Here is a 24,503-nt window from a genome sequence, read left to right as displayed (position 1 = left end):
AACCACGCGCCGGCACGTTGCATGATCATGAGCCTCGTGGAACTCGGCCGCTACGATCGCAACCTCGCCAATATCCTGGTCGGGCGATTGAAGAGCGAAGGCATTCCCGCGCTTGCCTTCGACGCTGGCGCATCGATTGCGGACGGAAGCTGGCTGCTCATCCCCGTGCGGGTGATGGTGGATGAGGATGACCTCGATCGCGCCCGGGATGTGGCAAATTCTGCCTAATAATTGAGCAGCCGCTCGCATCTGCACAAAAACTGACACATACCTTAACCCGTCGGCGCCCTGTTCTCGTCCGTCAGGCATTTGGCACGGGGGTTGCGATGCTCTTTCCCGGGACAACGGGAAGGGGGCGCGATGAAACTGGTCATAGCCATCATCAAGCCGTTCAAACTGGACGAGGTGAGAGAAGCGCTCACCACGATCGGGGTGGCGGGGATGACGGTCACCGAGGTCAAGGGTTTTGGGCGGCAGAAGGGCCAGACCGAAATCTACCGCGGGGCCGAATACAGCACCAACATGGTGCCCAAGATCAAGATCGAGGTCGTCTGCGCCGCCAATCTGGCGGACCGGGTCGTGGAGGCGATCCAATCCTCGGCCAACACCGGCGCCATTGGCGACGGCAAGATCTTCGTCCTCGATGTCGGGCAGGCCGTGCGCATCCGCACCGGCGAGACCGACGACACGGCGCTCTGAGGGGGGATGAGCATGAAGCAAGCATTGAAGATTGCCGGCGCCCTCGGACTTGGCGCCGCCGCATGCGCGGCGCTGCCTGCCTGGGCACAGGAAGCGACCGCTGCCACACCCGTGCCGGACAAGGGCGACACGGCGTGGATGATGATTTCCACCGTTCTCGTCATGACCATGATCGTGCCGGGACTGGCGCTGTTCTACGGCGGCCTGGTGCGCACCAAGAACATGTTGTCGGTGCTGACGCAGATCCTGGCGGTGGCCAGCTTCGCGATGATCATCTGGGTGATCTACGGCTATACCATGGCGTTTGGTGACGGCGGCAATGCCTTCATCTCCGGCTTCGGCAAGCTGTTCCTCGCCGGCGTGACCGCGGATTCGACCGCCGCAACCTTCACCGACGGCGTCGTGATCCCGGAATTCGTCTTCATCGCCTTCCAGATGACGTTCGCCGCCATCACCGTCAGCCTCGTGATCGGCGGCTTGGTGGAGCGGATGAAGTTCGCCGGCCTGATGGTGTTCGCCCTCATCTGGCTGACGATCGTCTATTTTCCGATCGCGCACATGGTGTGGGCGGGCAATGGCCTGCTCTTCAACTGGGAGCCGGCAGCGCTCGACTTCGCCGGTGGCACGGTGGTGCACATCAACGCCGGTATCTCGGCGCTGGTCGGTGCGATCATCCTCGGCCCGCGCCTGGGCTACAAGAAGGACATCATGGCCCCGCATTCGCTGGTCATGACGCTGATCGGCACTGGCCTGCTCTGGGTGGGCTGGTTCGGCTTCAACGCCGGCTCCGCGCTGGAAGCCAACGGCTCGGCCGCGCTGGCGATGATCAACACCTTCGTCGCCACGGCCGCTGGCGTCCTGTTCTGGATGCTGACCGAGCGTGCGCTTGGCCACAAGGGCTCGCTGCTGGGCGCCTGCTCGGGTGCGATCGCCGGCCTCGTTGCGGTCACCCCGGCGGCCGGCAATTCCGGTCCGTTCGGCGCCATCCTGCTGGGTGCGATCGCGGCGATCGTCTGCGCCTTCTTCGTGGTGTCGGTGAAGCCGAAGCTGAACCTGGACGACTCGCTTGATGCTTTCGGTATCCATGGGCTGGGCGGCATCGTCGGCTCGATCGGCACCGCTTTCACCATGCTGCCGGGCCTCGGCGGGCCGGGCGCTGCCGATTATGCACTGGCGCCGCAGCTGATGACCCAGGTCATCGCGGTGGTGATCTCCGTGGTCTGGGCAGCGGTCGGATCGGGCATCGCCTTCACCATCGCCAAGGCGGCGACGGGCCTGCGCGTCAGCGAAGAGGTGGAGCGCGAAGGCCTCGACCTCGGCGAGCATGGCGAGCGCGCCTACAATTATTGACGAGATTGGGGGCCGGCTGCGGCCGGCACCCAAACCATGTTCCTCCTGCGGACACACTCAGGCCCGGTACGAAAGTACCGGGCCTCTTTTCATGTTCGACTGGCCGTGAACGCAGTCCGGCCAGCCTTGGTACGGCCGCCCGGCGGCACTAATCGGCCATCCCTAGTCGGTGCTCGGCCTCACCCCCGGCGGGAGGCGCCGCGCGGCAGCAGCAGGCGCAATTCGCGGTTGGCGAAATCGATCTGGACGCGGGTGAACAGCTTCAGCACATCCATGCCAAGCATGATCGCCGGTTTCTTTTCGAGGCCGAAGGCGCGGAACGGCGGCGCATCGGCAAAGGCGACCGGCATGTCATGGATCTCGGCATCGCCGATCTTCACGAGGCCGACCGTGCCGTAATCGGCGACGAGCTGACCGCCGGTGACGCTGATGAGCGTAATCGGCGTGACCTTGCCGCGCTTCGCCAGCCGCTTGCGCAACGCCATGTTGCCCATCGACACCGCGCTGCCGGTATCGAGGATCACGCGCACCCGCTCGCCGCCTACCCTGGCGTCCGTCACGACCAATTGGCCGAACAGGCTGCGCGCCTGGATGACGATCTCGTCCGGCGCGCGGCGGACCCGTTCCCCGCGCTTTCGGGCCGGCGTGACGGTCATGCGCTGATTGTCGAAATCGATGGCGAGCGCATGGCCCTGCAAGGCATCGATCCCAAGCATGCCGGGCGCGCCGAGATGCGCGGCGGACAGCGCCGGTGCCTCGATCCGCTCGCCGCCCAGCGTGCTGACGGAAATGGAGGGGATGACGACGGTGCCCACGTCCTGCGTGCCCGTCATCCCGGTCAGCCGCACCATGCGGCCGCCCGGCAGGTTCAGCTTTCCGGCAAGTTCGCGGCTGATCACCGTGCGCTGGGCGCCCGTGTCGATGATGAACTCGAACGGCCCGGCGCCGGCAATCTGCACCGGCACGGTCATCCGCGGCCCTTCGTCCCCGAAGGCGAGCTGTTCGGCCAGGCTGGGCTCGGCGACGTCCGTGATCGGCAGATTTGGCGTGACCGGCAGGTTCGCCGTGGCCGGCGCATTGACCGGCTGCTGCGGCTCCATGTTGGCGAGCAGCGCGAGGAGTGGCAAAGCGAACCAGCGGCGCATACCGGCAGGAAGCGCCCGATCCGGACCTTTGTCAAACGAATATCGCCAAGCTTGTTTTGCGCGACGCAAGCGTGCGAGCAGCCGCGCAATGCGTGCGAGGGAACTGACAATAGCGCGAGGTTCGGCAATGGTTGGCTGACCAGATGACCATAAGCCGACAGGCGGGTGTCTCCCCCCCATCGCCGGTTCGCTACGTCAAACACCGCAGAGCTTGATCACCCGACCTGATCCGGCTCTCCGTCGGATGCGAGGCCTCTGCGAACCTGCTTGCTCAACCAAGGAGCGCGTCAGCCCGGCACTTTCGAGGTCGCCTGCGAGATTGCTCAGGACGGCCCCCTGCCTCCACTGCTTCGTGACCTAACAGCTTAGGGTTTGATCCAGCCAGATTGATCCTCCTCCCCGGAGCCTGGATCAAACCCTAGCGGTTTGCCGCGCGGTGGGCCCGGCGTGACGAAGGAGGCTTCACAGAGGGCGTGCAAAGACCGGGTTTTTGCGGCGGACAGAGCTGGCGCGCGCAACCGGAGAGGACGGGAACAGCCTCTAATCAGCGCACAGGCCGGATCGGCTGTGTTAGGCCTGCCGGCATGATCACCATGGATCCGCATACCGCTGCCCCCGTGCTTCACCTTCTCAGTCTAGCGGGGATCACCGTTTTTGCGATTTCGGGGGCGCTCGCCGCGGCACGCCAGCGGCTGGATATCATTGCCGCCGGCTTTTTTGCGGTCGTGACCGCGACGGGCGGCGGGACGGTTCGCGACCTTCTGATCGCGGCGCCCGTGTTCTGGATGAAGGATGCAGTGCCGATCGTCATCTGCATCATGGTGGCTGGAGCGGTGTGGCTGGTTCCGCTCACCCGCTGGCCGACCAGGGCGCTCGACTGGTTCGACGCGGCCGGCCTGGCCGCGTTCGCCGTCTATGGCACGGCCAAGGCACTGGGAAACGGAGCGTCACCGCTTTCGGCGGTCGCGATGGGCGTCGTCACGGCATGCCTGGGCGGCATCATCCGCGACATGGTGGCAGGGATCCCTTCGATCATGCTGCGCAACGAACTGTATGTCACGGCGGCGCTGGCGGCGGGCCTGATCTTCGTCGTTCTTCTCCATGCCGGCGTGCCGCAGGGCTGGGCGTCCGTCGTTTCCGCTGCAATCGGCTTCGCGCTGCGCGGCGCCGGCATCGTCTGGAAGCTTGCGCTGCCACGTCATCCCGGCTGACGAACGCTCCTGCCAACCGACCTTCTGCGCATCAGGGCGTTCTGAAATACCGGTGACAGGCGGCGACACTTGTGGGGGCCTACACCGCCTCCGTTTCATCCAGCCGCATCGCTTCCCCTGCCAGCGCCTCCGCCTCGATCAGCAGCGCATCGTCAGCGCTGCCGGTGGCGACGCGCTCGCGCCCGATCAGGACCAGCACCGGCACGGCGAGTGGGGAGACGCGCGGCAGATCGACGTGCAGCATGGTTTCCGCCGCGCGGTCGAGCAGCCCGGCGAGGCGGCCGACATCGGTCATGCGGGCGCGGGCGTCGGCCCAGGCGGCCTCCAGCAGGACGTGGCCGGGCTCATATTTGCGCAGCACGTCATAGATGAGATCGGTCGAGAAAGTGACCTGTTTGCCGGTCTTTCGCTTGCCGGGGTGCTGCCGCTCGACAAGGCCGCCGATCACCGCCACTTCGCGAAAGGCGCGTTTCAGAAGGTGCGATTGCTGCACCCAGTCGACAAACTCATGCTCAAGGATGTCGGCCGAGAACAGCGCGGCCGGATCGGTGACGGGATCGATCGAATAGGTCGCAATGGCATAGTCATTGGCGACGAAGCCCAAGGGCTTCAGCCCCGCAGTCTCCATGCGCCGCGTGATCAGCATGCCGAGCGACTGGTGCGCATTCCAGCCTTCGAAGCTGTAGGCGACCATGTAGTTGCGCCCTTCGCGCGGGAAGGTTTCGACCAGCAGCTGATCGGGGCGCGGGAGCGCGGAGCGGCGCGCCTGAATCTCCAGCCATTCGCGCACGTCATCGGGAAAGCGCGACCATTGGGCGGGCGTGTTGAGAAAGCCGCGCACGCGATCCGCGAGGTTGGTCGACAAGGGCATCCGGCTGCCGCCATAGGTCGGGATGCGTGCGGGCCGGGCAGTAGCGCGGACGATCAGATCCTCGGTGTCGATCTTCTCCACCTCCAGGCTCATGCCGGCGAAGAAGAAGGTATCGCCATGCGCCAGCGTGGCGGCAAAGGCCTCCTCCACCTTGCCGAGCGCGCGACCGTTGCGGAAGCGGACCTTGAGCATGGTCGCCTCGACAATGATGCCGGCGTTGAGGCGGTGCTGAGCGACAAATTTGGGGTGGCTGACGCGCCATAATCCGTCGGCATCCTGCGTCAGCCGCTTGAAGCGGTCATAGGCGCGAAGCGAATAGCCGCCGTCGCGGATGAAGCCGAGCACCTTGTCGAACAGTTCGTCGGTCAACGCCGAATAGGGCAAGGCCGAGCGCACCTCGTCCAGCATCGCCTGCTGATCGAACGGCGCGGCGCAGGCGCAGGCCATGACATGCTGCGCCAGCACGTCGAGCGCGCCCATGCGGAAGATGTCGGTATCCAGCTCACCCGCCTCCACCGCATCGAGCGCGGCGCGCGCCTCGAGATATTCGAAGCGGTTGCCGGGGACGAGGATCGCTTCCGACGGCTCGTCCAGCCGGTGATTGCTGCGGCCGATCCGCTGAAGCAGGCGCGAGGAGCCCTTGGGCGCGCCCATCTGAATGACGCAATCCACATCGCCCCAGTCGACGCCAAGATCGAGGCTGGCGGTGGCAACCAGTGCGCGCAGCCGGCCGCCGGCCATTGCCGCCTCCACCTTGCGTCGCGCCTCCTTCTCCAGGCTGCCATGATGGATGCCGATCGGCAGCTGCATGGCATTTTCCTTCCAGAGATCCTGAAAGATCAGTTCGGCCAGGCTGCGCGTGTTGCAAAAGACGATGGTCGTCTTGTGCGTCTCGATCTCCGCCATCACCTGCGCCGCGGCATAGCGGCCGGAATGGCCCGCCCAAGGGACGCGATCCTCGGGCAGCAGAATATCGATGTTCGGATCGACGCCGGTCTCGCCCTGGACGAGGCTGACCGCATCGATGTCGCCATCGGGGGCGAGCCAGGCGCGATAGCCGTCGGGATCGGCCACGGTGGCGGATAATGCAACGCGGCGCATGGCGGGCGCGATCGCCTGAAGCCGCGCCATGCACAGCGACAGGAGATCCCCGCGCTTGCCGGTGGCAAAGGCATGCACCTCATCGATCACGATCGTCCTGAGGCCGGCAAACATGGTGAAGCTGTCCGGATAGCTCAGCAGCAGCGACAGCGATTCCGGCGTCGTCAACAGAATCTGCGGTGGTTTTGCCCGCTGCCGCGCCTTGCGATCCGACGGCGTGTCGCCGGTGCGGGTCTCCACGCGGATGTCGACGCCCAATTCGTCGAGCCCCATCTCGTCGAGCGGGGTGACGAGATTGCGTTGGATGTCGACGGCCAGCGCCTTGAGCGGCGACACATACAGGGTGTGAAGACCTTCGCCGGGATGATCGATCAACTCGGCGAGGGTCGGGAGAAAGCCCGCCAGCGTCTTCCCCGCCCCGGTCGCGGCGACGAGCAAGGCATGACGGCCGGCGCGCCCCTCGCGCAGCATGTCCAGCTGGTGACGGCGCGGCGCCCAGCCCCGGGATGCAAACCAAGCGGCGAGCGGGGCGGGAAGATCAGGCGTCATTACGGGTGGATATAGGGGGGCGCTCGACGCCGTGAAATGGCGCTGCCCGACCGCGGCCTGCCATCCACCCGCCGCCGTCATGCTGAACTTGTTTCAGCATCCATCGTGCCGCAAGCGGCGCCTGTCCGCGTGGAGAGATGGACCCTGAAACGCGTTCAGGGTGACGGCACCATCGGAGGCCGCGAACAGACGCCCATTCTGCCTGCTCCCTGGCGCGCCGCTATGCTGGCACGCATTCACGGTAACGCCGGGAACGCAGGTGCGCGGCTCACCCGCGCGCCGCATCCTCTCGCGATTGCTCCTTGTACATCTCGCGCGTGGCCTGCTCCGTCCGCCGCTCCTGCTCTGGCGACACCCTGTTGCGCAGCTTCGCAAAGGCGATCGCAAGGCCGAGGATGATGAACCCGCCGACGACGATGAAGGCCCAGAGGCTGTCACCCGTTGCCTGATGTTCCATGCCGAACTCTCCTTTTCCTTGAATGCAGAACGAGGAGGTGGGGCGATTCGATCCGTTCGTGCGTAGTGCCGGCATGCCCAAGCTTGGCGACTGGCTCGAACCTCATCCCCACGGCATCTATGTTCGCCCGGCCGACGCCTGGATCGACCCGTCCACGCCCGAGCCGCGCGCTTTGGTGACGCATGGCCATGCCGATCACGCCCGCGGCGGGCATGGCGCGGTATGGGCGACGCCCGAGACGCTGGCGATCATGGACGCGCGCTATGGCGCCCAGGCCGGCCATCCGGTGGCTTATGGCGAAAGCGTGCGGCTGGGTGAGGTGGACGCGACGTTCGTGCCGGCGGGCCATGTGCTTGGCTCCGCGCAGATCCTGCTGGAGCATCGCGGCGAGCGGATCGTGGTCTCGGGGGATTACAAGCGGCGGCCCGACCCGACCTGCGCCCCGTTCGAGCCGATCGCCTGCGACGTGTTCATTACCGAGGCGACGTTCGGCCTTCCCGTCTTCCGCCACCCGGATACGGGCGACGAGATCGACAAGCTGGTCGCGCGGCTGCACGCCAACCCGGAACGCTGCGTGCTGGTCGGCGCCTATGCGCTTGGCAAGGCGCAGCGCGTGATCGCGGAACTGCGCGAGCGCGGGCATGAGGCGCCGATCTATCTTCACGGCGCGCTGCAGCGGTTGTGCGACCTTTATGCCGAGCATGGCGTGCGGCTGGGCGAGCTGATCCCGGTGACCGGTGTTCCCAAGGCGGCGATGGCGGGCCATGTCGTGATGTGCCCGCCGAGCGCGCTCAACGATCGCTGGTCGCGCCGCCTGCCCGATCCGATCACCGCCATGGCGAGCGGCTGGATGCGGGTGCGCCAGCGCGCACGGCAGAAGCTGGTCGAGCTGCCGCTGATCATGTCCGACCATGCCGACTGGGACGAACTGACGCACACGATCGAGGAGATCGCGCCGCGCGAAGTTTGGGTGACGCATGGGCGCGAGGAGGCGCTGATCCATTGGTGCGCGATGCGCCAGATCAAGGCGCGCGCGCTGGCGCTGGTCGGTTTCGAGGACGAGGACGACTGACCGCGCGCCATCTGTCGCCGGCTGGACATGCCGCCGGGGTGCGATACGCTCCGGGCGCGGAGGGCTGATTGCGCGAGGACGGAGTGCAGGAGGAGTTGTTCCGTTCCGACAATCTCCTGGTCCGGCGCGTGGGGGCGACGCCGGGCCCGCGCAGTGGAGCATCGGGCCGCGCGGTGATCGTCACCTTCGGCTCCTACACCACCGAAGACACGCTCGACCGCCCGGCCTTTGCCGAGGACTTCCTCCGCAAGGCCGGGCTGGACGCCGTGCATGTCATCAACCGGCGCAATCGATGGTATCAGCATAGCGAGCGGCCGGCCGCCCTTGCCGCCGTCGCGGTAGCCACGCGCGGCTATGACCGGGTGATCACTTATGGCTCCAGCATGGGGGGCTATGCGGCCTTGCGCTACGCCGTTGCGTGCGGCGCCGACACCGCAATCGCCCTCTCTCCGCAATTCTCCGTCGATCCGCGCGTCGCACCGTGGGAAACGCGGTGGCAGGCCGATGTGGCGCGCACGCGCTTCGCCGAACCTCCCTACGCGGGCGCGCCGACCGCTTATGTGTTCTACGATCCGCGACAGGCACTGGACGCGCGGCACGCGGCGATGATCGCCGATGCGAGCAGCGCGGCGACGGCGATCCCCATCCCGTTCGGCGGCCATCCCGTCGGGCCACTGCTGGTCGAGACAGGGGCGCTGCAACGCGCGATCCATGCCATCGTCGCCGGCGACTTCCATCCGTCCGCCGTGCGCCAGCAAGTCCGCCGCGCGCGGCGACAATCGCAGCACCAGCATTTCATCCTCGCCCGCCATTGCGCGCCGAGGCGCCCGGCCACCGCGCTTCGCCTGCTGGAGCGGGCGGCGGCGATCGAGCCTGAGTCGCACATATTGAGCGCCCAGGCCGCGCTCCTCGACAGCCTGGGGCGACCGGCGGACGCCGCGCCGCTGCACCGCGCCGCCCTGCAGCGCACGCCCGGCAACATTCACGCGCGGATCGCCTATGCCGCCCATCAGGAGATCACGGGTGACCTTGCCGGTGCCGCGCACAGCCTGCACCGGGCGGCAGAGGGGCAGAGCGGGTCGATGCTGCTGTTCGTGCGGCTCCGGCAGATGCGCTTGTGGTTGAGGCGCCATCGCCTTCATGCCGCGGATCGGCTGGTGGAGCGCGCCATCGTCCGAAGCAGCCGATCGCGCTTTCACGCCGCGCTGCTGCGTCGGATCGGCACTCACATGCGGTGACGCGGCTCGGCAGCGGGCGCCGATCACGCGGAAACATGCATATTGCACCACAACACGCGCAAACGCTTGCGCCGGACGCGCCAGCAGCTTAGGGCGCGCAACTCCCAGGTATGCGGAGCGGTGGCCGAGTGGTCGAAGGCGCTCGCCTGGAAAGTGAGTATACGGCAAAACCGTATCGAGGGTTCGAATCCCTCCCGCTCCGCCACCGGCTGCTTCAAGTCGTTGAAAGTTAGAAGTTTTCGCGAAGGCGAGCCTTCTTGCCCCACAAAGCGCCCAATAAAGGTATGCGAGCATCCGTTCTTGCTTGCGAAGTAGGGAACGGAGCATATGGCGCCGGACAATCGCGCGGGGCCTTGAGCGTCCTTTGATCGTGCACGACAAGGCGCAACTGCCCCTGCCGCTCTGATCCACCTTCCGCACCCTTTCAGCTATGGTAGGCGGAATAAAGTCGCTTGGTGAACTTGCGCATCAGGGCGGGTCCATACGGGCAACGTGTAGGGCCTGTCAGAAGACTGCGCTGTTCTCCCCTTACGAGCTAAGCACGTACTTCCTGCAACGTCGCTGGTCCGATGCGTGACTATGTTTGATCATGCACACAGGTTTGCTAGGTCGCGCTTCGAAACAAAGAGGGGGCGAATATGCTTTTTTCCGCGCTGCTGTTCAGTGCCGTCGCTGCAACACCGGCTGCATCGAAGACGGCACGGTGGGAAATCATTGCCGACCCCATGCTTTGCTACCTCCATTCAATCAATCGCGGACCAGATGAGCAAGACTTTGTTGTTGAAGTGAAGCCTTTAGGGCAAGAGATAAGCTTAGTCCTAGTTGAAGCATCCGGCCTTCCAAAGAAGGAAGCGACGGCTGTCTTGCGAAGCGAATCATCAGGGGAGAGCATCCAAGCGAAGTTCTATCCGTCTTCGCAATCAATGCTGTTTGACAACAGCGTGCGAGTATCTGCGGGACAGATCAAGTTTCTTCAAAACACAAATAATGTCGAAGTCTCGCTGGCAGGAAAAACTCGGCACAAGATTAGCTTGGAAGGATTTACAAAAGGCCTGGCCGCAATCGATAATTGTACATCTGACATACTAAAGCGCATAGGTTACATTCCAAATCAACCAACGCCAACGCCACCGGGGGGCTTTGTGGAGAAGGTTCCTAGAGAGTGGATCAATAACGACGACTTTTCTCACGGGCCAGTCCGGGATGGAGGGGGCGGAAAGGCTCTCATAGGCTGGATAGTGGGGCGTGATGGAAGAGTACGAAATTGTACAACGCTCGCCTTTGAAGGAAATGCGAGGCTGGGCGTGGAGTCGTGCAAGCTTCTGACTAGGCGCGCGAAGTACAATCCACGAACGGACGCAAGCGGTTCGGCCATAGAAGAGTTCTCTTATCGATGGATGGTATATCGACCTTAACGACAAACAGCACGGCTTAATGGTGGCGCCCAGCCGGCAAACATACTCTAAATTGCCCGCAAACGGCATCCACAGCGTGTCTGCGGGGGCATGTGACGAAAACCCGCGACAAGGATGCAGCACTCACCTTTATGAAGAAGGCGTTGAAGCGCCAGGCTCTCCGGACGCGAGCACTACCGACGGGTTACGCTCCTGCCGTGCAGCTTTGAAAGAGCTGGGCAACACGGAGAAGCAGGAGGTCGGTCGCTGGGCAAACAACCGGTCGCGAACAGCACCTGTCGTTCCGACGAAGGGAGCGTGCGATGCTCAGCATCAGGCGAATGAAGGCGCTACAGAAGTTCGCCTCGGTGCACGCCAACATCCACAACCACTTCAGCCTCGAACGCCACCTTATCGACCGCCAACTCAACAGGAAACGCCGCTCTGCCGCCCTGGCAGAGTGGCAGATCCTCGCCAGCTAAGTCCCTGCCCTCAAAGATCGGCGTGCATCGTGCAGAGTGCGGGTCGCGTTAGACTGGCAGCACCCCACGCCGTCATGCCCGCGATTGGAAACGTAGATGCGGGCCCCCCGCGTCATTGATCGCGATCGCGCCGGCGAGGTTCTCTCTCGCCGAGTGCGATCATAACCACCCGCGATCAGCTGGATCACGTCAGCGCCTGGAGACGCGGCTCGATACGCAGGCTGACCACGTCCACGCGATGCGATCGCGTCAGGATGAACGCGACGGCCTCCGCGATGTCCTCGGCGCGCAGCATCTCCTCGCGCGCGATCATCGCCTGTTGCTCGTCGTCGTCGGGCTCCTGCATGTCGGACCCGACCGACCCCGGCTCGACCAGGCTGACGCGCACGCCGCGTGCCGCCACTTCCTTGCGCAGCGTCTCGGCGAATGCCTGGAGGCCGGCCTTCGTCGCGGAATAGACGCTCTCGCCGGGCGCATGGATATCGGCGCTGATCGAGCCGATGATGACGACCTGACCTTGTCCCTTCGGGAAGCGCGCCAGCGCGCCGCGCGTGCAGGCGAGCGCGCCGGTCAGGTTGACGTCGATGACGTACCGCCAAGCGTCATCCGCCATGTCGTCGATCGGTTCGGCACCGAGCGCGGCATTGGAGACCAGGATGTCGAGCCCGCCCAGCTTCTCGTCGACGGCGGCAAAGATCCGTTCGACGTCCTCGCGCTTGCCAAGGTCCGCGATCAGGCCGTGCAACGCGCCGCCGTGCTCTCGCGCTGCGCTCAGCGCCTCCTCCAGCGCCTCGCCGTCGCGCCCCATCGTGAGCACCCGTGCGCCGGCGCGCGCGAAAAGCAGCAACATCGCGCGCCCGATGCCGGTGGTGCCGCCGGTCAGCAGGATCCGCTTGTCCTTCAGGGTCATGCGTCGTCGCTCCCCTTGTCGCTCCAGGTCAGCACCGCCCGCGCATCCGCCGGCAGCAGGAACTCGATCCGATCATCGGCCACCAGCGACGGTCGCACGCCATCCCCGCCCGCCAGCGTCAGCTTGCACTTGGGCAGCGGCTTGCGTCCCCGGCGCACCACCGCCAGCAATGCCGTGCAGGTGTCGCCGCCGGTCAGTTGCAGGCTCCGCGCGCGTTCGCCCGTCCGGTCCTGCGCGACGAGCAGGTGGTTGCAATAGAGTTCGAAGGCGGCGCCGTCGACGCGGTGGAATGCGCGCGCGGTGAGCACAAAGGGCGCGCCGGCGCCGTAGATCTCCTGCCCGACCTGACCCATCGGCTGCCCGTCGGCGTAGAGATCCTCCACCGGGAAGGAAAGCTTGTGATCGATATGGCCGTTGCGCCATTCGGTGGCGACGATCTCGGCGGGCACCGCATCGGGATAATAATACCAGCCGCGGTGCAGCACGTATTTGCAATATTCGCTGACCAGCATCCGCGCTGCGGGGTCAAGCTCGGGACCGCTGTCGAGCAGAAAGCGCTCCCATGCGGCGAAGCTGTCGAAACATTCGTACATCGCCATGTACGGGGCGTCGTGCAGCGCGGTCGCGCCGAGGAAGTTGCTGTAATGCTCGGCATGCCCGATCCGCGATTCCCAGATCTCGCAATTGTGCAGGAAGCTCGCGAGATACACATAGGCCTGCTCGCGATAGTCGCCGCGATCGGTGATCCGCCACAGCCGCATGCACGCCGCCGCGCCCCAGGCGGTGAGGTTCGCCTGGTAATCGAGGTCGAACCGCATCCCCTTCGCCGCGTCGATCGCCGCGCGTGCCTCGTCCAGGAAGCGCTGCTCGCCGGTCAGCTCGAACCCGAGCAGCATCACATAGGCATAGAAGCCGCCGACGTCGGTCTGCCCGTGCGTCCCGTCTCCGCGTTTCGCGGTGATGACCGAGAAGTCGCGCACATTGTACTGGATTGGCCAGAGATAGTTGAAATGGTGCGCGGCGCGGATGCCGTAATCGACCGAGCGAAGGAACAGGTCGCGGGCCCATTCCTCGCCGAACAGCGCCAGCTGGGCGAGATTGCGAAGCGGGTGGTAGAGGTACCAGCTGTCGACCGCATCGGCATCCTTGTCCTTGCCCACGTTCGGCAGATAGCGGCGCAGCGTCTTCAGCTTGGGGTCGTAGAACTTCTCCATGCCGGCCGCGAACTCGGCGGCAAGTGGCACCGGCTCGCCCCGCCAACGGCCGTATTCGTACAGTGCGGTCGTCACTGTCATCTGCACCATCGAATCCGGATATTCGGCATCGGTATATGGTCGCAGGTAGCGGTGACCATAGGAGGTGCAGGTCGCGACGGGCGCACGGTTCAGGTCCTTCAGCGTTCTGTCCGCCCGCGCGTGCCAGTCGCGATAGATCACCGCCGGGTGGCGCATCGCGGTGTAGGCCTCTCCCAGCATCTCGACGAACTGGCGCGCCTTCTCCTGCTCGCTGCCGGCGGTAAGGTCGCGCAGCACCAGGATCGCATCGGACAGCATCACCTCCTCGCCCGCGGGCAGCGGGTTGACCGGCGGCGTGCCGCTCTGCGGCGGGGTCGGCGGCAGGTAGCCCAGCTCCGGCCACTCGCCGCCTACCGCGCCCATCGGCGCGGTATGCGTGGCGCGGAAATAGTCGTTCAGCCCGGTCAGGTCCTGCACGTAGAGGACGTGGCCAAAGGCCGGCTCGTCCAGCGCGAAATAGATGAGGCCGGTATTCGGCCCGCGCTGCGCCGCCTCGACCAGGCCGGTGGCGCCGAGCGGATCGTCGTCGGCATCGAGCGGGTAGAGGTCGCGCGGAATAAACGGCACCAACAACGGCGCGGCCGGGGTCAGCCAGTTGCGCACGCGCAGGCGGTGCAGGTCGGCGCCGCTTCCCTCCAGCGTGATGCAATGCCGCCCAATCGCGCTTTCCGCCTCCAGCCGCAGCGCCTCGCCCGGCTGGCGCCTGGCCCGGCGCACGCGCGCGAAACCGCCGGGAACATAGGCGGCGCGCACCGCCAGCCCGCCGCGCCCCGGCCGGCGCACGATCGCCCAGATCGAGTCGTGTCCCTCGCCGACCTCCACCGCGAAGTCGCCGACCGTGAACGCGCCCAGCTGCCGCAGCCCGCGGGCAAGCTCGTCCCGCAGGGTAAGGACGTGCAGGCTCGCGCCCCGCATGCGCGCTCCCGCGGCGGTCGCCTGGTCCTGCTGCTTGCGCTCGTCGACTGCCGCCATCAGGCTATCTCCTCTCGCATGTTGTGGCCCTTCGGCGCGTTTGCCGAAACAACATGGATCACGACTGATCCCTTGCAGCTTTTCCCGCACGTGCGCGGCGCAGGCGAACGCCGAGCCGCGCATCACGCAGCAGCGCGCCCGGCAGGTCGGTGGCCGCGCGCAGGCCCGCGACCGAGGATATGTTGCGGATCGTGCGCCGCGTCTCGCTGATCACCTGATTGACCATTTCGCGCCGCTCGATCTCGCCATGTTCGGCAACCAGCGACAGGCGATGAATGGCATAGAGACCGATCAGCCCGGCGATCAGGAAGTAGAAATCCCAAGCGGTCACCAGGATTGGCAGCGAGAGCACGCCGTTCGGCCCCGACCAGCGCGCCAGCAGCTCGAAGCGCCGTGCCGCGAAGACCTCCGCCAATAGCCCGCCGACGATCGGCGCCACGCCCGCCGCAACCGCGGTGACCATCGCATTCGCCGCGACATAGGCGGTCGCCGATCCCTTGGGCGACAGCTTCAGCGCGATATTGGTGCTGGTCAGCGTCACGCCGGCAATCGACGCACCCATGACAAGGTGCAGCGCGACCAGCCATAGCTTGACCAGCTCGCGCGATCCGAACTGCGACGCGCCGATCATCGCCACGATCGCGATGATATAGGTGGGCGCACACACCGCCAGCACGGACTTGTTGGCATAGCGATCGCTGAGCGTTCCCCACATCCGCAGCGCGCCGATATTGGCGACCTGGCTGACTACGCCGAGCACCATCACGAAACTGACGTCGAAGCCCAGCTGGCGAACGATGAACACGGTGAAGAAGGGGGTCGCGAAGTTGATCGCGAACTGCCAACTCGCCACAAAGGCCAGCAGCCGGCGGAAGTTCAGGTCGCGTAGCGGCTCGCGGAGCAGCGCACCGAGCCGCACAGGGCCCGGCGCGGCCGGCATCAGCGGCTCGGGCATGGCAGCGACCACGCGCGCGCTGATCATCCCCGTGACGCAGCCGATCGCGAACATGCCCGCGAACACCAGATTGCGTGCGAAGGAGCCGGCGGGCGTCAGGTCGAGCGCGAACGCGGCAGCCAGCCCGAGCAGCAGGCTGATCGCGCTCAGCCGCATCGTCCGCCGCGCGAATACGCGACCCAGCCGCTCCTCCGGCGCCAGATCGCGCATCCACGCATTCCACGCGCACGCACCCACTGCGCCGAACCCGCACAGGATGATCTGCGCGGCGAGAAACAGGAGCAGCGGCAGCGTGCCGCTGAAAAAAGCGAGCGCCGCCATGATCGCCAGCATCGCCCGTCCGATCAGGCTGGAGACAACCGCGATCATCTTCCGGCGGCGCCAGCGCTCGACCAGCATGATCGCAGGCAGCTGCAGCAGCTGCGCCAGAAAGGGCGTGCTGGCGAGCACACCGATCATGATGTTTGACGCACCCAGATGTAGCGCAAAGGCGGTCAGGATCACGCCGGTGGTGAGCGCCGCCGTTCCGCCGGAGAAGGCCGCTTCCATCACCAGCAGGCGCAGGCCACGCTCTCGCTCCGCTTCGGTGACGAATGTCTGCGGAGCGAGCCACATCATGCCGCCGCTAACGCCCCCGATCCATTCAGGTTGCTACGTGATCGTCGCGTGCGGTTTGAAGAACAATGAAAAGCAGCTGCCAGCGCTACTAGGAACGGATGAAGCGCCGCAATTCTTGGGCAAAATCCGGGAGCTGGAGCTCTGGTGACGTCCAGGTCAGCATGAAGTCGATACAGCGATCGAGCGGGTATGCGGGGGCGATGTGGAAGCCCTGCACGTAGTCGCAGCCCATGATCGTCAACAATGCCAGCGTTTCGGCCTTGTCGACGCCCTCGGCGGTCACGCGTAAACCAAGGCCATGTGCCAGATCGATGGTTGAGCGCACGATCAGCGGATCACGGTGACTTTCGGCGACATCGCGAATGAAGCTCATGTCGATCTTCAGTTCGCTTGCCGGCATCTGACGCAGATACGTTAACGAAGACAGGCCAACGCCATAGTCATCGATGGCGATGGCAAGCCCCGCATCGGCGAGCCACTCGAAACGTCTGCGGGGATGGGAGGGACGCGAGCCTAGCCGTCGCTTGCCCTTTGGGTGTTGGGAACGCGCGCTTGAACAGGCTGTTGTGCGCAACAGCGGATCAAGCATGGAGATCAGACGATGAAGACGCTCGAACAGCTATCCGAGGCGATGCGCAAGATCGATTTCACCATGCTGACCACAGTCGCGAGCGACGGGGGGCTCGCTGCGCGGCCGATGAGCAACAACCAGGATGTGGAATACGACGGTGACAGCTACTTTTTCGCGCTGGAAGACGCCGACACCGTGCGTGAAATTGAGGCCAACCCTCGGGTTGGGCTAACGCTACACGGCAACAGCGGATTGCTTGGCAAGCCGCCGCTGTTCATCGCAGCCGCGGGCACAGCCCAGATCATCCGCGACAAGGCCGCTTTTGAGCAGCACTGGGTCAAAGATCTCGAGCGCTGGTTTGAACAGGGCGTCGACACACCGGGGTTAGTGCTGATCAAAGCTCATGCTGACCACCTGCATTACTGGGACGGCGAGGACCAGGGCGAAGTCACGACATAAGTCGTGAAGGTGGCGGGTCGATACGACTGCAGCGGCATTTCCCGCCCATGCGGCGAACGGGGTATGTTGGTTGCTAGCCGTCGCCCCTGCCGACTGATATTTGATCCCGACGCGGTCATTCGCGACCGTTCTCAGCTCCCCGACTTCGGCCATTCGTTCATCTCGGTTCGGAGGTGATAAAGCCGGGCCTGGGTCCCAGCGGCTCCGTGAAACGGATTGAAGAACGGCAAAGGCAGCGCGTCGGCTACGATTGATGGCGAGGCGTCAACGCAAAGGCCTGCTCTAGGCCTGAAGACGCCCAAGCCAGTCACGCACCTGGTTCAAAGTCCTGCGTTCCTGATCGGCTTCCAGCACAAGGGCGTTCTCGATGCGCGCAGCCGGCGCATGGCTGGCGAGTACGGACGGGGCCTCACCCACGCCGTAGCCACCATGGGTGATGAACGGTCGCAGTGTCCTGCCGCCGAGGTCGTGCGCCTTAAGGAACGAGCGGATCGGCGGCGGTGTGGTCGCACCCCAGATCGGGAAGCCGAGGTAGATCTCGTCATATCTGGCGATGTTGTCGACCCGGGCGGCGAGCGGCGGCTCGAAGCCGCTGTCGCGCTCGCGCGTCGCCTGCGCGACATGCTGCTCGTAATCCGCCGGATACGGGCGCGCCGGCCTGATCTCGAACAGGTCGGCACCGAGCTGGCGTTGCAGCGTCTCTGCGATCACCCTCGTGTTGCCCGATCGCGTCAGGTACGCGACGAGCGTCTTTGCGCCAGTCATCGGGTTTGATCCTCTATCTTGGGCACAAGCCGATGCGCTCGCGACGGCAAGGATCGCAGGGGTGGCGAGCAGGGTGCGGCGTGAAAAACCTTCTGGCCCCCTCACGACCGCCTCGGCGGCGCCTCGACGCCGGAAAAGGCCTGCACGGGCGGCGGCAGCCGATCGCCCTTGACCCTGATCGCCGCGACGGCCGCGTTCAGCTCCCGTAGCTCGGAAGGCGTGAAGCGGACCGCCATCGCGCCCGTGTTCTCGGTCATGTGCGCCATCTGCGTCGTGCCGGGGATCGGCACGATCCAGGGCTTCTGCGCGATCAGCCAGGCGAGCGCGATCTGCGCCAAGGTCGCCTGCTTGGCGGCCGCCCAGCGCTTCAAGAGCGATACCAGCGCCAGATTAGCCGTGATGTTTTCCCGAGCGAAGCGGGTCTCGCCGGCGCGGATATCGCCGGGCGCGTAGGCGGTCTGCGCGTCGATCGCGCCGGTCAGGAAGCCGACCCCGAGCGGACTCCAGCAGACGAAGCCGATGCCGAGCTGCTCGCACAGTGGCAGCACCTCGGCCTCGGGGCCACGCCACAGCATGGAATATTCGTTCTGAACGGCTGTCACCGGCAGCTCGGCATGGGCGCGGCGCAGCGTCTCCAGCCCCATTTCGCACAGGCCCCAGTGAAGCACCTTCCCTTGCGCCTTCAGGTCCTTGATCGCGCCGGCGACGTCCTCAATCGGCACGGCGGGATCGACGCGGTGCTGGTACACCATGTCAAGGCGATCGGTTCGCAACCGCTTCAGCGATCCTTCAACCGCTGCCTTGATGTGCTCCGGACGGCTATTGAGAGGGTCGCCGGCATCCCGCTTGCCGTCCGGGCCGATGTTCCACCCGAACTTGGAGGTGATGACGACCTGGTTGCGGAAAGGCTGTGCGGCCTCCCCCAAGATACGCTCGTCCTCAAACGGGCCGTAAGCCTCGGCAGTGTCGAACAGGGTGACGCCGCGCTCGTAGGCCGCGCGAATGATCCGGATCATCTCCGCGCGGTCGGGGATCGTGGTCTGGTATGTTCGGTGCATGTTCTGCACGCCCAGGCCGACGCTGGAAACCTCCAGCGACCCGAGCCTGCGGCGCGCGCCGGCGGTCCGCGTCGCAGGCGGCGCAGTGTTTGCGGCGCCCGCCGGACTGAACGACGCAGCGGCAAGCCCCGCGCCCGCAACGCCGAGTAGGCCGCGCCGGCTCACCTGTCCTGATACAGCGTCGTTCATGACCATCGCTCCCGGTCAATTGTTATGCAGGGTGGGTTGACGGGCTCAGAGCTTGCGGGTCCCGAGCCACCTGACCTTTTCGGGATCGCGGTGATCGAAGAAGCTGCTGGTCTTCTGGTCGAGGGTGGCGATCTTAGCGATGTCGTCGCCGTCCAGCTCGAAGTCGAAGATCGCGAAGTTCTCGGCCATGCGCTCCTTGCGCACCGACTTCGGGATGGCGACGATCCCGCGCTGGTTAAGCCAGCGCAGCACCACCTGCGCGATGCTCTTGCCGTGCTTGTTCGCGATCGATTGCAGCACGTCGTTGGAGAACAGCCCGTTCTTGCCCTCGGCAAACGGCCCCCAGGCTTCCTGCTGGACCTTGTACTCGGCCAGGATCGCCTCGGCCTCGTGCTGCTGGTGGAAAGGATGCGTCTCGATCTGGTTGACCGCCGGCGTCACCTCGTTGTGGAGCACGAAGTCGACGAGGCGATCGGGGTAGAAGTTGCTGACGCCGATCGCGCGAATGCGGCCGGCCTTGTGCAGTTCCTCCATCGCCCGCCACGCGCCGTACACGTCGCCATAGGGCTGGTGGATCAACCAAAGGTCGAGATAATCGAGCCCGAGCTTGTTCATTGAGCGCTCGAACGCGGCCTTGGCGCCCTCGTAGCTGGCGTCCTCGATCCACAGCTTAGTGGTGACGAACAGCTCGCCCCGATCGATCCCGTGGTTGCGGATCGCGGTGCCGACCGCTTCCTCGTTGCCGTAGGAGGCAGCGGTGTCGAGCAGCCGGTAGCCGACGTCGATCGCGTCGCGCACGCTGCGCTCGCACTCAGCGGGGTCGGGCACCTGGAACACGCCGAACCCGAGGCTCGGCATGGCGACGCCGTTGTTCAGCGTGACGGTGGGGATGTTGCTGGTCATGTTCGGTCTCCTTGAGGAGCAACTCAGCGGTTGATGAGATCCTGGTGCGAGGCGGGATAGCGTCCGCCCACCACCTGGATGCCGGAGAGCGCCTGTTCGATGCGCGCGAGGTCGTCAGCCGTTAGCACCACGTCGACGCCGCCGAGATTCTCTTCAAGCCGATGGAGCTTGGTGGTGCCGGGGATCGGCACGATCCATGGTCGCTGCGCGAGCAGCCAGGCGAGCGCGACCTGCGCAGGCGTCGCGCCCTTCTCGGCCGCAATCGTGCCGACAAGATCGACCAGCGCCTGGTTCGCCGCCATCGCGTCGGCCTGGAAGCGGGGAACGGTGCTGCGGAAGTCATCCTGCCCGAACACCGCCTTGGGATCGAGCTTGCCGGTCAGGAAGCCTTTGCCGAGCGGCGCGAACGGCACGAAGCCGATGCCGAGTTCCTCCAGCAGCGGCAGGATTTCCGCTTCCGGCTCACGCCAGAACATCGAATATTCACTCTGGAGAGCGGCGAGCGGCTGCACCGCATGAGCACGACGGATCGCGTCGGGACCGGCTTCCGACATGCCGAAGTGCTTGACCTTTCCTGTCTGGATCAGCTCCTTGACCGTTCCGGCCACCTCTTCGATCGGCACGTTCGGGTCGACCCGGTGCTGATAGAACAGGTCGATGTAGTCGGTCCGGAGGCGCTTTAGCGCCTCGTCAGCGACCTGCCGGAGGCGCTCGGGCCGGCTGTCGAGGCCCTGGGCCGGCACGCCGTTCACGAACCCAAACTTGGTGGCGATCACCACCTGGTCGCGCACGGGCACCAGCGCCTCGCCGACCACCTCCTCGTTGTCGCCGGGGCCATACGCCTCGGCAGTGTCGAAGAAGGTGACGCCGCGCTCGTGCGCGGCACGGATCAGCGCGACCGCTTCGCTGCGGTCAGTCGCTGGGCCATAGCCGTAGCTCAAGCCCATGCAGCCGAGGCCGATCGCCGAAACCTCAAGTCCGGATTGGCCGAGTTCTCGGTTCTGCATCATCTGACTCCTTGAGTGCATAAGTGGTGCGTGTGCGAGGGGCCTTCTTGCGCTTGCGAGAGATAGCGATAACGGCGGTCATCGATTAGAGCCAATAATCAGGAAGCCGCGATAAGGTCAGCTAATCAATGGGCGCCGAGAACTTCAACGACCTCGCCGCTTTCGTGGCGGTCGCAAGGGAGCGCAGCTTCACGCGCGCCGCGGCGAAGCAGGGTGTTTCCCAATCGGCGCTCAGCCAGACGGTCAAGGCCTTGGAAGCGCGACTTGGCGTGCGACTGCTGACACGTAGCACTCGGAGCGTGTCGGCAACCGAGGCGGGCGAGCGGCTGCTGCGCACCCTGGCGCCGCGTTTCGAGGAAATCGAGCAGGAGCTGAGTGCGCTGAACGCACTGCGCGACAAGCCCGCAGGCACGGTCAGGATCACCGCCGGCGAGCATCCGGCAGTCTCGATCCTACAGCCCGCCCTGCAACGCATCCTTCCCTACCACCCGGACATCCATGTCGAGATCGTGGTCGATTACGGTCTGACCGACATCGTGGCGCAGGGCTACGATGCCGGTGTGCGACTGGGCGAGCAGGTCGCCAAGGACATGATCGCGGTCCGGATCGGCCCCGACATGCGGATGGCAGTAGTCGGCTCGCCCGCCTATTTTGCGACGCGCCCGCGGCCCGAGACGCCACAGGACCTCACCACTCACAACTGCATCAACATCCGCCTGCCGACCTATGGCGGACTGTTCGCTTGGGAGTTTGAACGCGACGGTCGCGAACTCCGCGTGCGGGTCGAAGGGCAAATAGTAGTCAACCACGGGGCGGTACGGCTCGCCTCGGTCCTCGACGGCCTAGGCTTGGCCTACGTGCCCGAAGACCAGATCGTCGACCACGTCGCTTCAGGACGCCTCATACGAGTGCTGGAGGACTGGTGCGCGCCGTTTTCGGGCTATCATCTCTACTATCCCAGCCGACGGCACGCGTCTCCCGCGTTCGCGGTCGTGCTGGATGCACTTCGACATTCCGACTTGCGGAAGACATCGGTCAGAAGCTGAGGGCCCCGGCGGACTGAGGCCCATATTCGAACATTCACGACGCCGTTGCCGCTCCCCTAGAGCGGCCGTTCGTTCATCTCGATCTGACATCCGCATGTAACGGTACCTGCCGGCAACCTCGGCGCGAGTGCGCGACGTTCCGATAAAGGCGCAATCTAAAGAGCGTTTAGATTGTTCAAGTAATCTACCGAACTATCATTCAGTGTTCGTGACGCGATCGCAGCCTTGGTTACGTTCCGCTCTTCCCATCTTGGCGGCTCACGATTGGAGAATGACATCATGCACGGCGGCAGGCAGCCCGGTCCTGACCATCCCATCACCATCGAGCCGGCGGACGCGCGCGTTATCGTGCGTATCGGCGCCACGGTCCTGGCTGAGAGCGTCAACGCACTTGTCCTGCGGGAGGCCACTTATCCGCCTGTGATTTACGTTCCCCGGGAAGAGATCGCGATGGACGAACTCGAGCCCAGCGCAACCAGCACGCACTGCCCCTTCAAAGGTGACGCTAGCTATTTCAGCATCGCCGGTGGCGGGACGAGGGACGTAGCTTGGTCATACGAGGATCCATTCGACGCTATGGTCGCAATCAAGGATCATCTCGCTTTCTATCACGATCGGGTCGACACAATCGAGACGGTGGAGCACGACTGATCGCTTCTACGCGTAAGCGTCTGTCCAGAAGCGCCTGTTTTCTGGACAGACGCTGCCGTCCGATAAGATCGTCGCGGAGCACGCCTTTTCAGGCACTTGGTGGATCCCAGTGTTCAAGAAACGACCCTTGGTGAACAACGACCGCTTTTGAAGTCTGGCTAGCAGCCAGCGGACGGCGGCAGGGATCCGGTAGCTGACATCAGCATTGGCCGGCCATGTGCTAGAAAGCACTTTGGCAGAGGTCATCAATCCAGTTGCCATGGAAGCCGGGCGGAATGCGGTGCGGGATCTGAACGCTCGCGACCGGCTGGGCGGTGAAGTGCTGCGCGTCGAGGATAACGAGATCGGTCGTTTGCTGCGGCAGATCGATGACCAGCCCGATCAGCCATCCTTCGTCTTCGGCCGCATCGACACGGGCGGGAACGAAGACGAACTCGCCGGGGTGGCGACCGGCACCGAACTCATGCGTTTCGCGCGTACCGGCCTCCATGTCGTGCTTGTAGAGCCGCGTGTCGGCGATGGTGAACGAGTTCTCAGGCAGCGCGATCGTATAGGCGTAGCGATAAGGCTGGCCAAAGCGCCGTTCGTCGGGACGGGGAAATTCCTGGGCGTCCGCGTCTATCACGCGCCGGCTGACGGTGCGTTCGACCGGGTCTACCGTCCAGCGCTCGAACTGCCCAGCTGCATCCGGCCCCTGCAGGCTTTCGGCGAACATCGAGGCATAGGCGACGACGTCAATCACCACAGTGCCGTCCGGCGCATCAAAGGCATTGGCAACGTGGAAGACATAGGCCGGGTCGACCGGGCACCAGATCACGTCGTCGTTGCTGCCGGCACGCGGCAGCAGGCCCACCCGGGCGGGATGGTCCGGGTTCCAGCTATAGGGGAAGCTGTGACCGCCGATCAGCGTCTTCATCGAGAAGGTCACTGGCAGATCAAGGATTACCGCATAGCGCTGCGTGATTGCGCAATCGTGGATCGAGGGGCCATGCCGGACGGCGATCGGCTCCTCGCGCGTGACTTGGCCGTCAGGTGAAAGCACGACGTGGCGGATGGTGTTGGGATCGGTCGCTTCGTACGCGATCGCGTGATACTCGCCAGTTAGCGGATCACGATGTGGATGCGCGGTGAAACTGCCCATCAACGTATTGTCAAACGGATTGTAGGTCTGCTCGTCGAGCGTGTCATTGAGTTCGACCGGATAGCTGCCGGCCTCGACCAGCGCGAACGTGCGCCCGGCGATGCCGAGGACGTTAGTATTGACTGTATCGAAGCCGCCGTGCCGCGGCCCCGGAGCCGCCGGACGACCGAGAGCCGCACCGACGCGCTTCGACCCAATCCACCTATTTCGGTACCAGATCGCCTTGCCCTCGCCGAGCGCGATGCCGTGGACCATCCCGTCGCCAGTGAACCAGTGATAGCCGGCCGGGTCGGGCGTCGTCGGATTTGGTCCGATGCGCAGATATCGCCCTCTAAGAGCGGCTGGGATCGTGCCGGTGATCGCAAGATCGGTAAGCGTCTTCTCCTCCGTCATC

General features: G+C 65.0%; 23 protein-coding genes and 1 tRNA gene. 12 read left to right on the top strand and 12 right to left on the bottom strand.

All coding sequences use genetic code 11. The features are described from left to right. Positions 1 to 27 precede the first annotated feature (27 nt). The 3 genes from BMX36_RS14295 to BMX36_RS14285 all read left to right on the top strand — a co-directional run bounded on the left by BMX36_RS14295 (position 28) and on the right by BMX36_RS14285 (position 2,049). Positions 28 to 228 (top strand): putative signal transducing protein, encoded by a 201-nt coding sequence (locus BMX36_RS14295; RefSeq protein WP_093066971.1) that lies wholly within the window; start codon positions 28 to 30, stop codon positions 226 to 228. Positions 229 to 360: 132 nt separating this feature from the next. After that, positions 361 to 699 carry a P-II family nitrogen regulator gene (locus tag BMX36_RS14290; RefSeq protein WP_066781918.1) on the top strand — a complete coding sequence of 113 codons (339 nt, stop codon included), beginning with the start codon at positions 361 to 363 and terminating at the stop codon, positions 697 to 699. Positions 700 to 711: 12 nt separating this feature from the next. After that, positions 712 to 2,049 (top strand): ammonium transporter, encoded by a 1,338-nt coding sequence (locus BMX36_RS14285; protein WP_066781917.1) that lies wholly within the window; start codon positions 712 to 714, stop codon positions 2,047 to 2,049. Between the two features lie 179 nt (positions 2,050 to 2,228). Here BMX36_RS14285 and BMX36_RS14280 read toward each other — a convergent pair whose 3' ends face one another. Next, a complete protein-coding gene (locus BMX36_RS14280; protein ID WP_177179159.1) occupies positions 2,229 to 3,194 on the bottom strand; it encodes a retropepsin-like aspartic protease in 966 nt (321 codons plus the stop codon). A gap of 593 nt (positions 3,195 to 3,787) precedes the next feature. On the opposite strand from BMX36_RS14280, the gene BMX36_RS14275 reads away from it, so the two are divergent. After that, complete coding sequence (locus BMX36_RS14275; protein WP_093066969.1) at positions 3,788 to 4,405, top strand: trimeric intracellular cation channel family protein; 618 nt, start codon at positions 3,788 to 3,790, stop codon at positions 4,403 to 4,405. A gap of 79 nt (positions 4,406 to 4,484) precedes the next feature. On the opposite strand, the gene BMX36_RS14270 is transcribed toward BMX36_RS14275, so the two are convergent. Both BMX36_RS14270 and BMX36_RS14265 read right to left on the bottom strand, forming a co-directional pair. Next, positions 4,485 to 6,926, bottom strand: coding sequence for a ligase-associated DNA damage response DEXH box helicase (locus BMX36_RS14270; RefSeq protein WP_093066549.1), 2,442 nt, complete (start codon positions 6,924 to 6,926; stop codon positions 4,485 to 4,487). A 268-nt stretch (positions 6,927 to 7,194) separates the two neighbouring features. Further along, the gene (locus BMX36_RS14265) at positions 7,195 to 7,383 is read right to left on the bottom strand and encodes a hypothetical protein (protein ID WP_066781915.1); all 189 of its coding nucleotides are present in this window, start codon (positions 7,381 to 7,383) and stop codon (positions 7,195 to 7,197) included. Between the two features lie 73 nt (positions 7,384 to 7,456). On the opposite strand from BMX36_RS14265, the gene BMX36_RS14260 reads away from it, so the two are divergent. From BMX36_RS14260 to BMX36_RS21735, 5 genes are all read left to right on the top strand, one after another. After that, on the top strand, positions 7,457 to 8,455 hold the full coding sequence (locus tag BMX36_RS14260) for a ligase-associated DNA damage response exonuclease (protein WP_093066967.1): 999 nt from the start codon (positions 7,457 to 7,459) through the stop codon (positions 8,453 to 8,455). Positions 8,456 to 8,523: 68 nt separating this feature from the next. Continuing rightward, on the top strand, positions 8,524 to 9,693 hold the full coding sequence (locus tag BMX36_RS14255; protein WP_143058576.1) for a hypothetical protein: 1,170 nt from the start codon (positions 8,524 to 8,526) through the stop codon (positions 9,691 to 9,693). Positions 9,694 to 9,807: 114 nt separating this feature from the next. Continuing rightward, a tRNA-Ser gene (locus BMX36_RS14250) sits at positions 9,808 to 9,898 on the top strand. 433 nt (positions 9,899 to 10,331) lie between these two features. Next, entirely contained in the window at positions 10,332 to 11,108 is a 777-nt protein-coding gene (locus BMX36_RS21340) for a hypothetical protein (protein WP_143058575.1), read from the top strand. Positions 11,109 to 11,410: 302 nt separating this feature from the next. Next, positions 11,411 to 11,569, top strand: a complete 159-nt coding sequence (locus BMX36_RS21735; RefSeq protein ID WP_177179158.1) for a hypothetical protein — start codon at positions 11,411 to 11,413, stop codon at positions 11,567 to 11,569. Positions 11,570 to 11,753: 184 nt separating this feature from the next. On the opposite strand, the gene BMX36_RS14245 is transcribed toward BMX36_RS21735, so the two are convergent. The 4 genes from BMX36_RS14245 to BMX36_RS14230 form a co-directional block, all read right to left on the bottom strand. Continuing rightward, the gene (locus BMX36_RS14245; protein WP_093066545.1) at positions 11,754 to 12,479 is read right to left on the bottom strand and encodes an SDR family oxidoreductase; all 726 of its coding nucleotides are present in this window, start codon (positions 12,477 to 12,479) and stop codon (positions 11,754 to 11,756) included. After that, positions 12,476 to 14,746 (bottom strand): hypothetical protein, encoded by a 2,271-nt coding sequence (locus BMX36_RS14240; RefSeq protein ID WP_256210821.1) that lies wholly within the window; start codon positions 14,744 to 14,746, stop codon positions 12,476 to 12,478. Before BMX36_RS14240 ends, BMX36_RS14245 begins: the two co-directional genes overlap by 4 nt. Positions 14,747 to 14,804: 58 nt before the next feature. Beyond that, on the bottom strand, positions 14,805 to 16,319 hold the full coding sequence (locus tag BMX36_RS14235) for an MFS transporter (RefSeq protein WP_093066543.1): 1,515 nt from the start codon (positions 16,317 to 16,319) through the stop codon (positions 14,805 to 14,807). Positions 16,320 to 16,407: 88 nt separating this feature from the next. Next, positions 16,408 to 16,908 carry an EAL domain-containing protein gene (locus BMX36_RS14230; protein ID WP_093066542.1) on the bottom strand — a complete coding sequence of 167 codons (501 nt, stop codon included), beginning with the start codon at positions 16,906 to 16,908 and terminating at the stop codon, positions 16,408 to 16,410. A gap of 12 nt (positions 16,909 to 16,920) precedes the next feature. Here BMX36_RS14230 and BMX36_RS14225 point away from each other — a divergent pair, with 12 nt between their 5' ends. Beyond that, positions 16,921 to 17,349 (top strand): pyridoxamine 5'-phosphate oxidase family protein, encoded by a 429-nt coding sequence (locus tag BMX36_RS14225; RefSeq protein ID WP_093066540.1) that lies wholly within the window; start codon positions 16,921 to 16,923, stop codon positions 17,347 to 17,349. 282 nt (positions 17,350 to 17,631) lie between these two features. On the opposite strand, the gene BMX36_RS14220 is transcribed toward BMX36_RS14225, so the two are convergent. The 4 genes from BMX36_RS14220 to BMX36_RS14205 all read right to left on the bottom strand — a co-directional run bounded on the left by BMX36_RS14220 (position 17,632) and on the right by BMX36_RS14205 (position 21,271). Next, entirely contained in the window at positions 17,632 to 18,114 is a 483-nt protein-coding gene (locus tag BMX36_RS14220) for a flavodoxin (RefSeq protein ID WP_093066538.1), read from the bottom strand. Between the two features lie 101 nt (positions 18,115 to 18,215). Next, the gene (locus tag BMX36_RS14215) at positions 18,216 to 19,361 is read right to left on the bottom strand and encodes an aldo/keto reductase (RefSeq protein ID WP_093066963.1); all 1,146 of its coding nucleotides are present in this window, start codon (positions 19,359 to 19,361) and stop codon (positions 18,216 to 18,218) included. Between the two features lie 45 nt (positions 19,362 to 19,406). Then, on the bottom strand, positions 19,407 to 20,264 hold the full coding sequence (locus BMX36_RS14210; protein ID WP_093066536.1) for an aldo/keto reductase: 858 nt from the start codon (positions 20,262 to 20,264) through the stop codon (positions 19,407 to 19,409). A gap of 23 nt (positions 20,265 to 20,287) precedes the next feature. After that, complete coding sequence (locus BMX36_RS14205) at positions 20,288 to 21,271, bottom strand: aldo/keto reductase (RefSeq protein WP_093066961.1); 984 nt, start codon at positions 21,269 to 21,271, stop codon at positions 20,288 to 20,290. Positions 21,272 to 21,399: 128 nt separating this feature from the next. Between BMX36_RS14205 and BMX36_RS14200 the strand changes: the two genes are divergently transcribed. Both BMX36_RS14200 and BMX36_RS14195 read left to right on the top strand, forming a co-directional pair. Continuing rightward, complete coding sequence (locus BMX36_RS14200) at positions 21,400 to 22,317, top strand: LysR family transcriptional regulator (protein ID WP_093066535.1); 918 nt, start codon at positions 21,400 to 21,402, stop codon at positions 22,315 to 22,317. A gap of 264 nt (positions 22,318 to 22,581) precedes the next feature. Then, on the top strand, positions 22,582 to 22,968 hold the full coding sequence (locus tag BMX36_RS14195) for a DUF427 domain-containing protein (protein ID WP_256210820.1): 387 nt from the start codon (positions 22,582 to 22,584) through the stop codon (positions 22,966 to 22,968). Positions 22,969 to 23,188: 220 nt separating this feature from the next. On the opposite strand, the gene BMX36_RS14190 is transcribed toward BMX36_RS14195, so the two are convergent. Continuing rightward, complete coding sequence (locus BMX36_RS14190) at positions 23,189 to 24,502, bottom strand: 8'-apo-carotenoid 13,14-cleaving dioxygenase (protein ID WP_305825950.1); 1,314 nt, start codon at positions 24,500 to 24,502, stop codon at positions 23,189 to 23,191. Position 24,503: the final 1 nt, after the last annotated feature.

The sequence above is a fragment of the Sphingomonas sp. OV641 genome, from assembly GCF_900109205.1.
Lineage (GTDB): Bacteria > Pseudomonadota > Alphaproteobacteria > Sphingomonadales > Sphingomonadaceae > Sphingomonas.
This window is presented reverse-complemented; position numbering and strand designations above follow the sequence as displayed.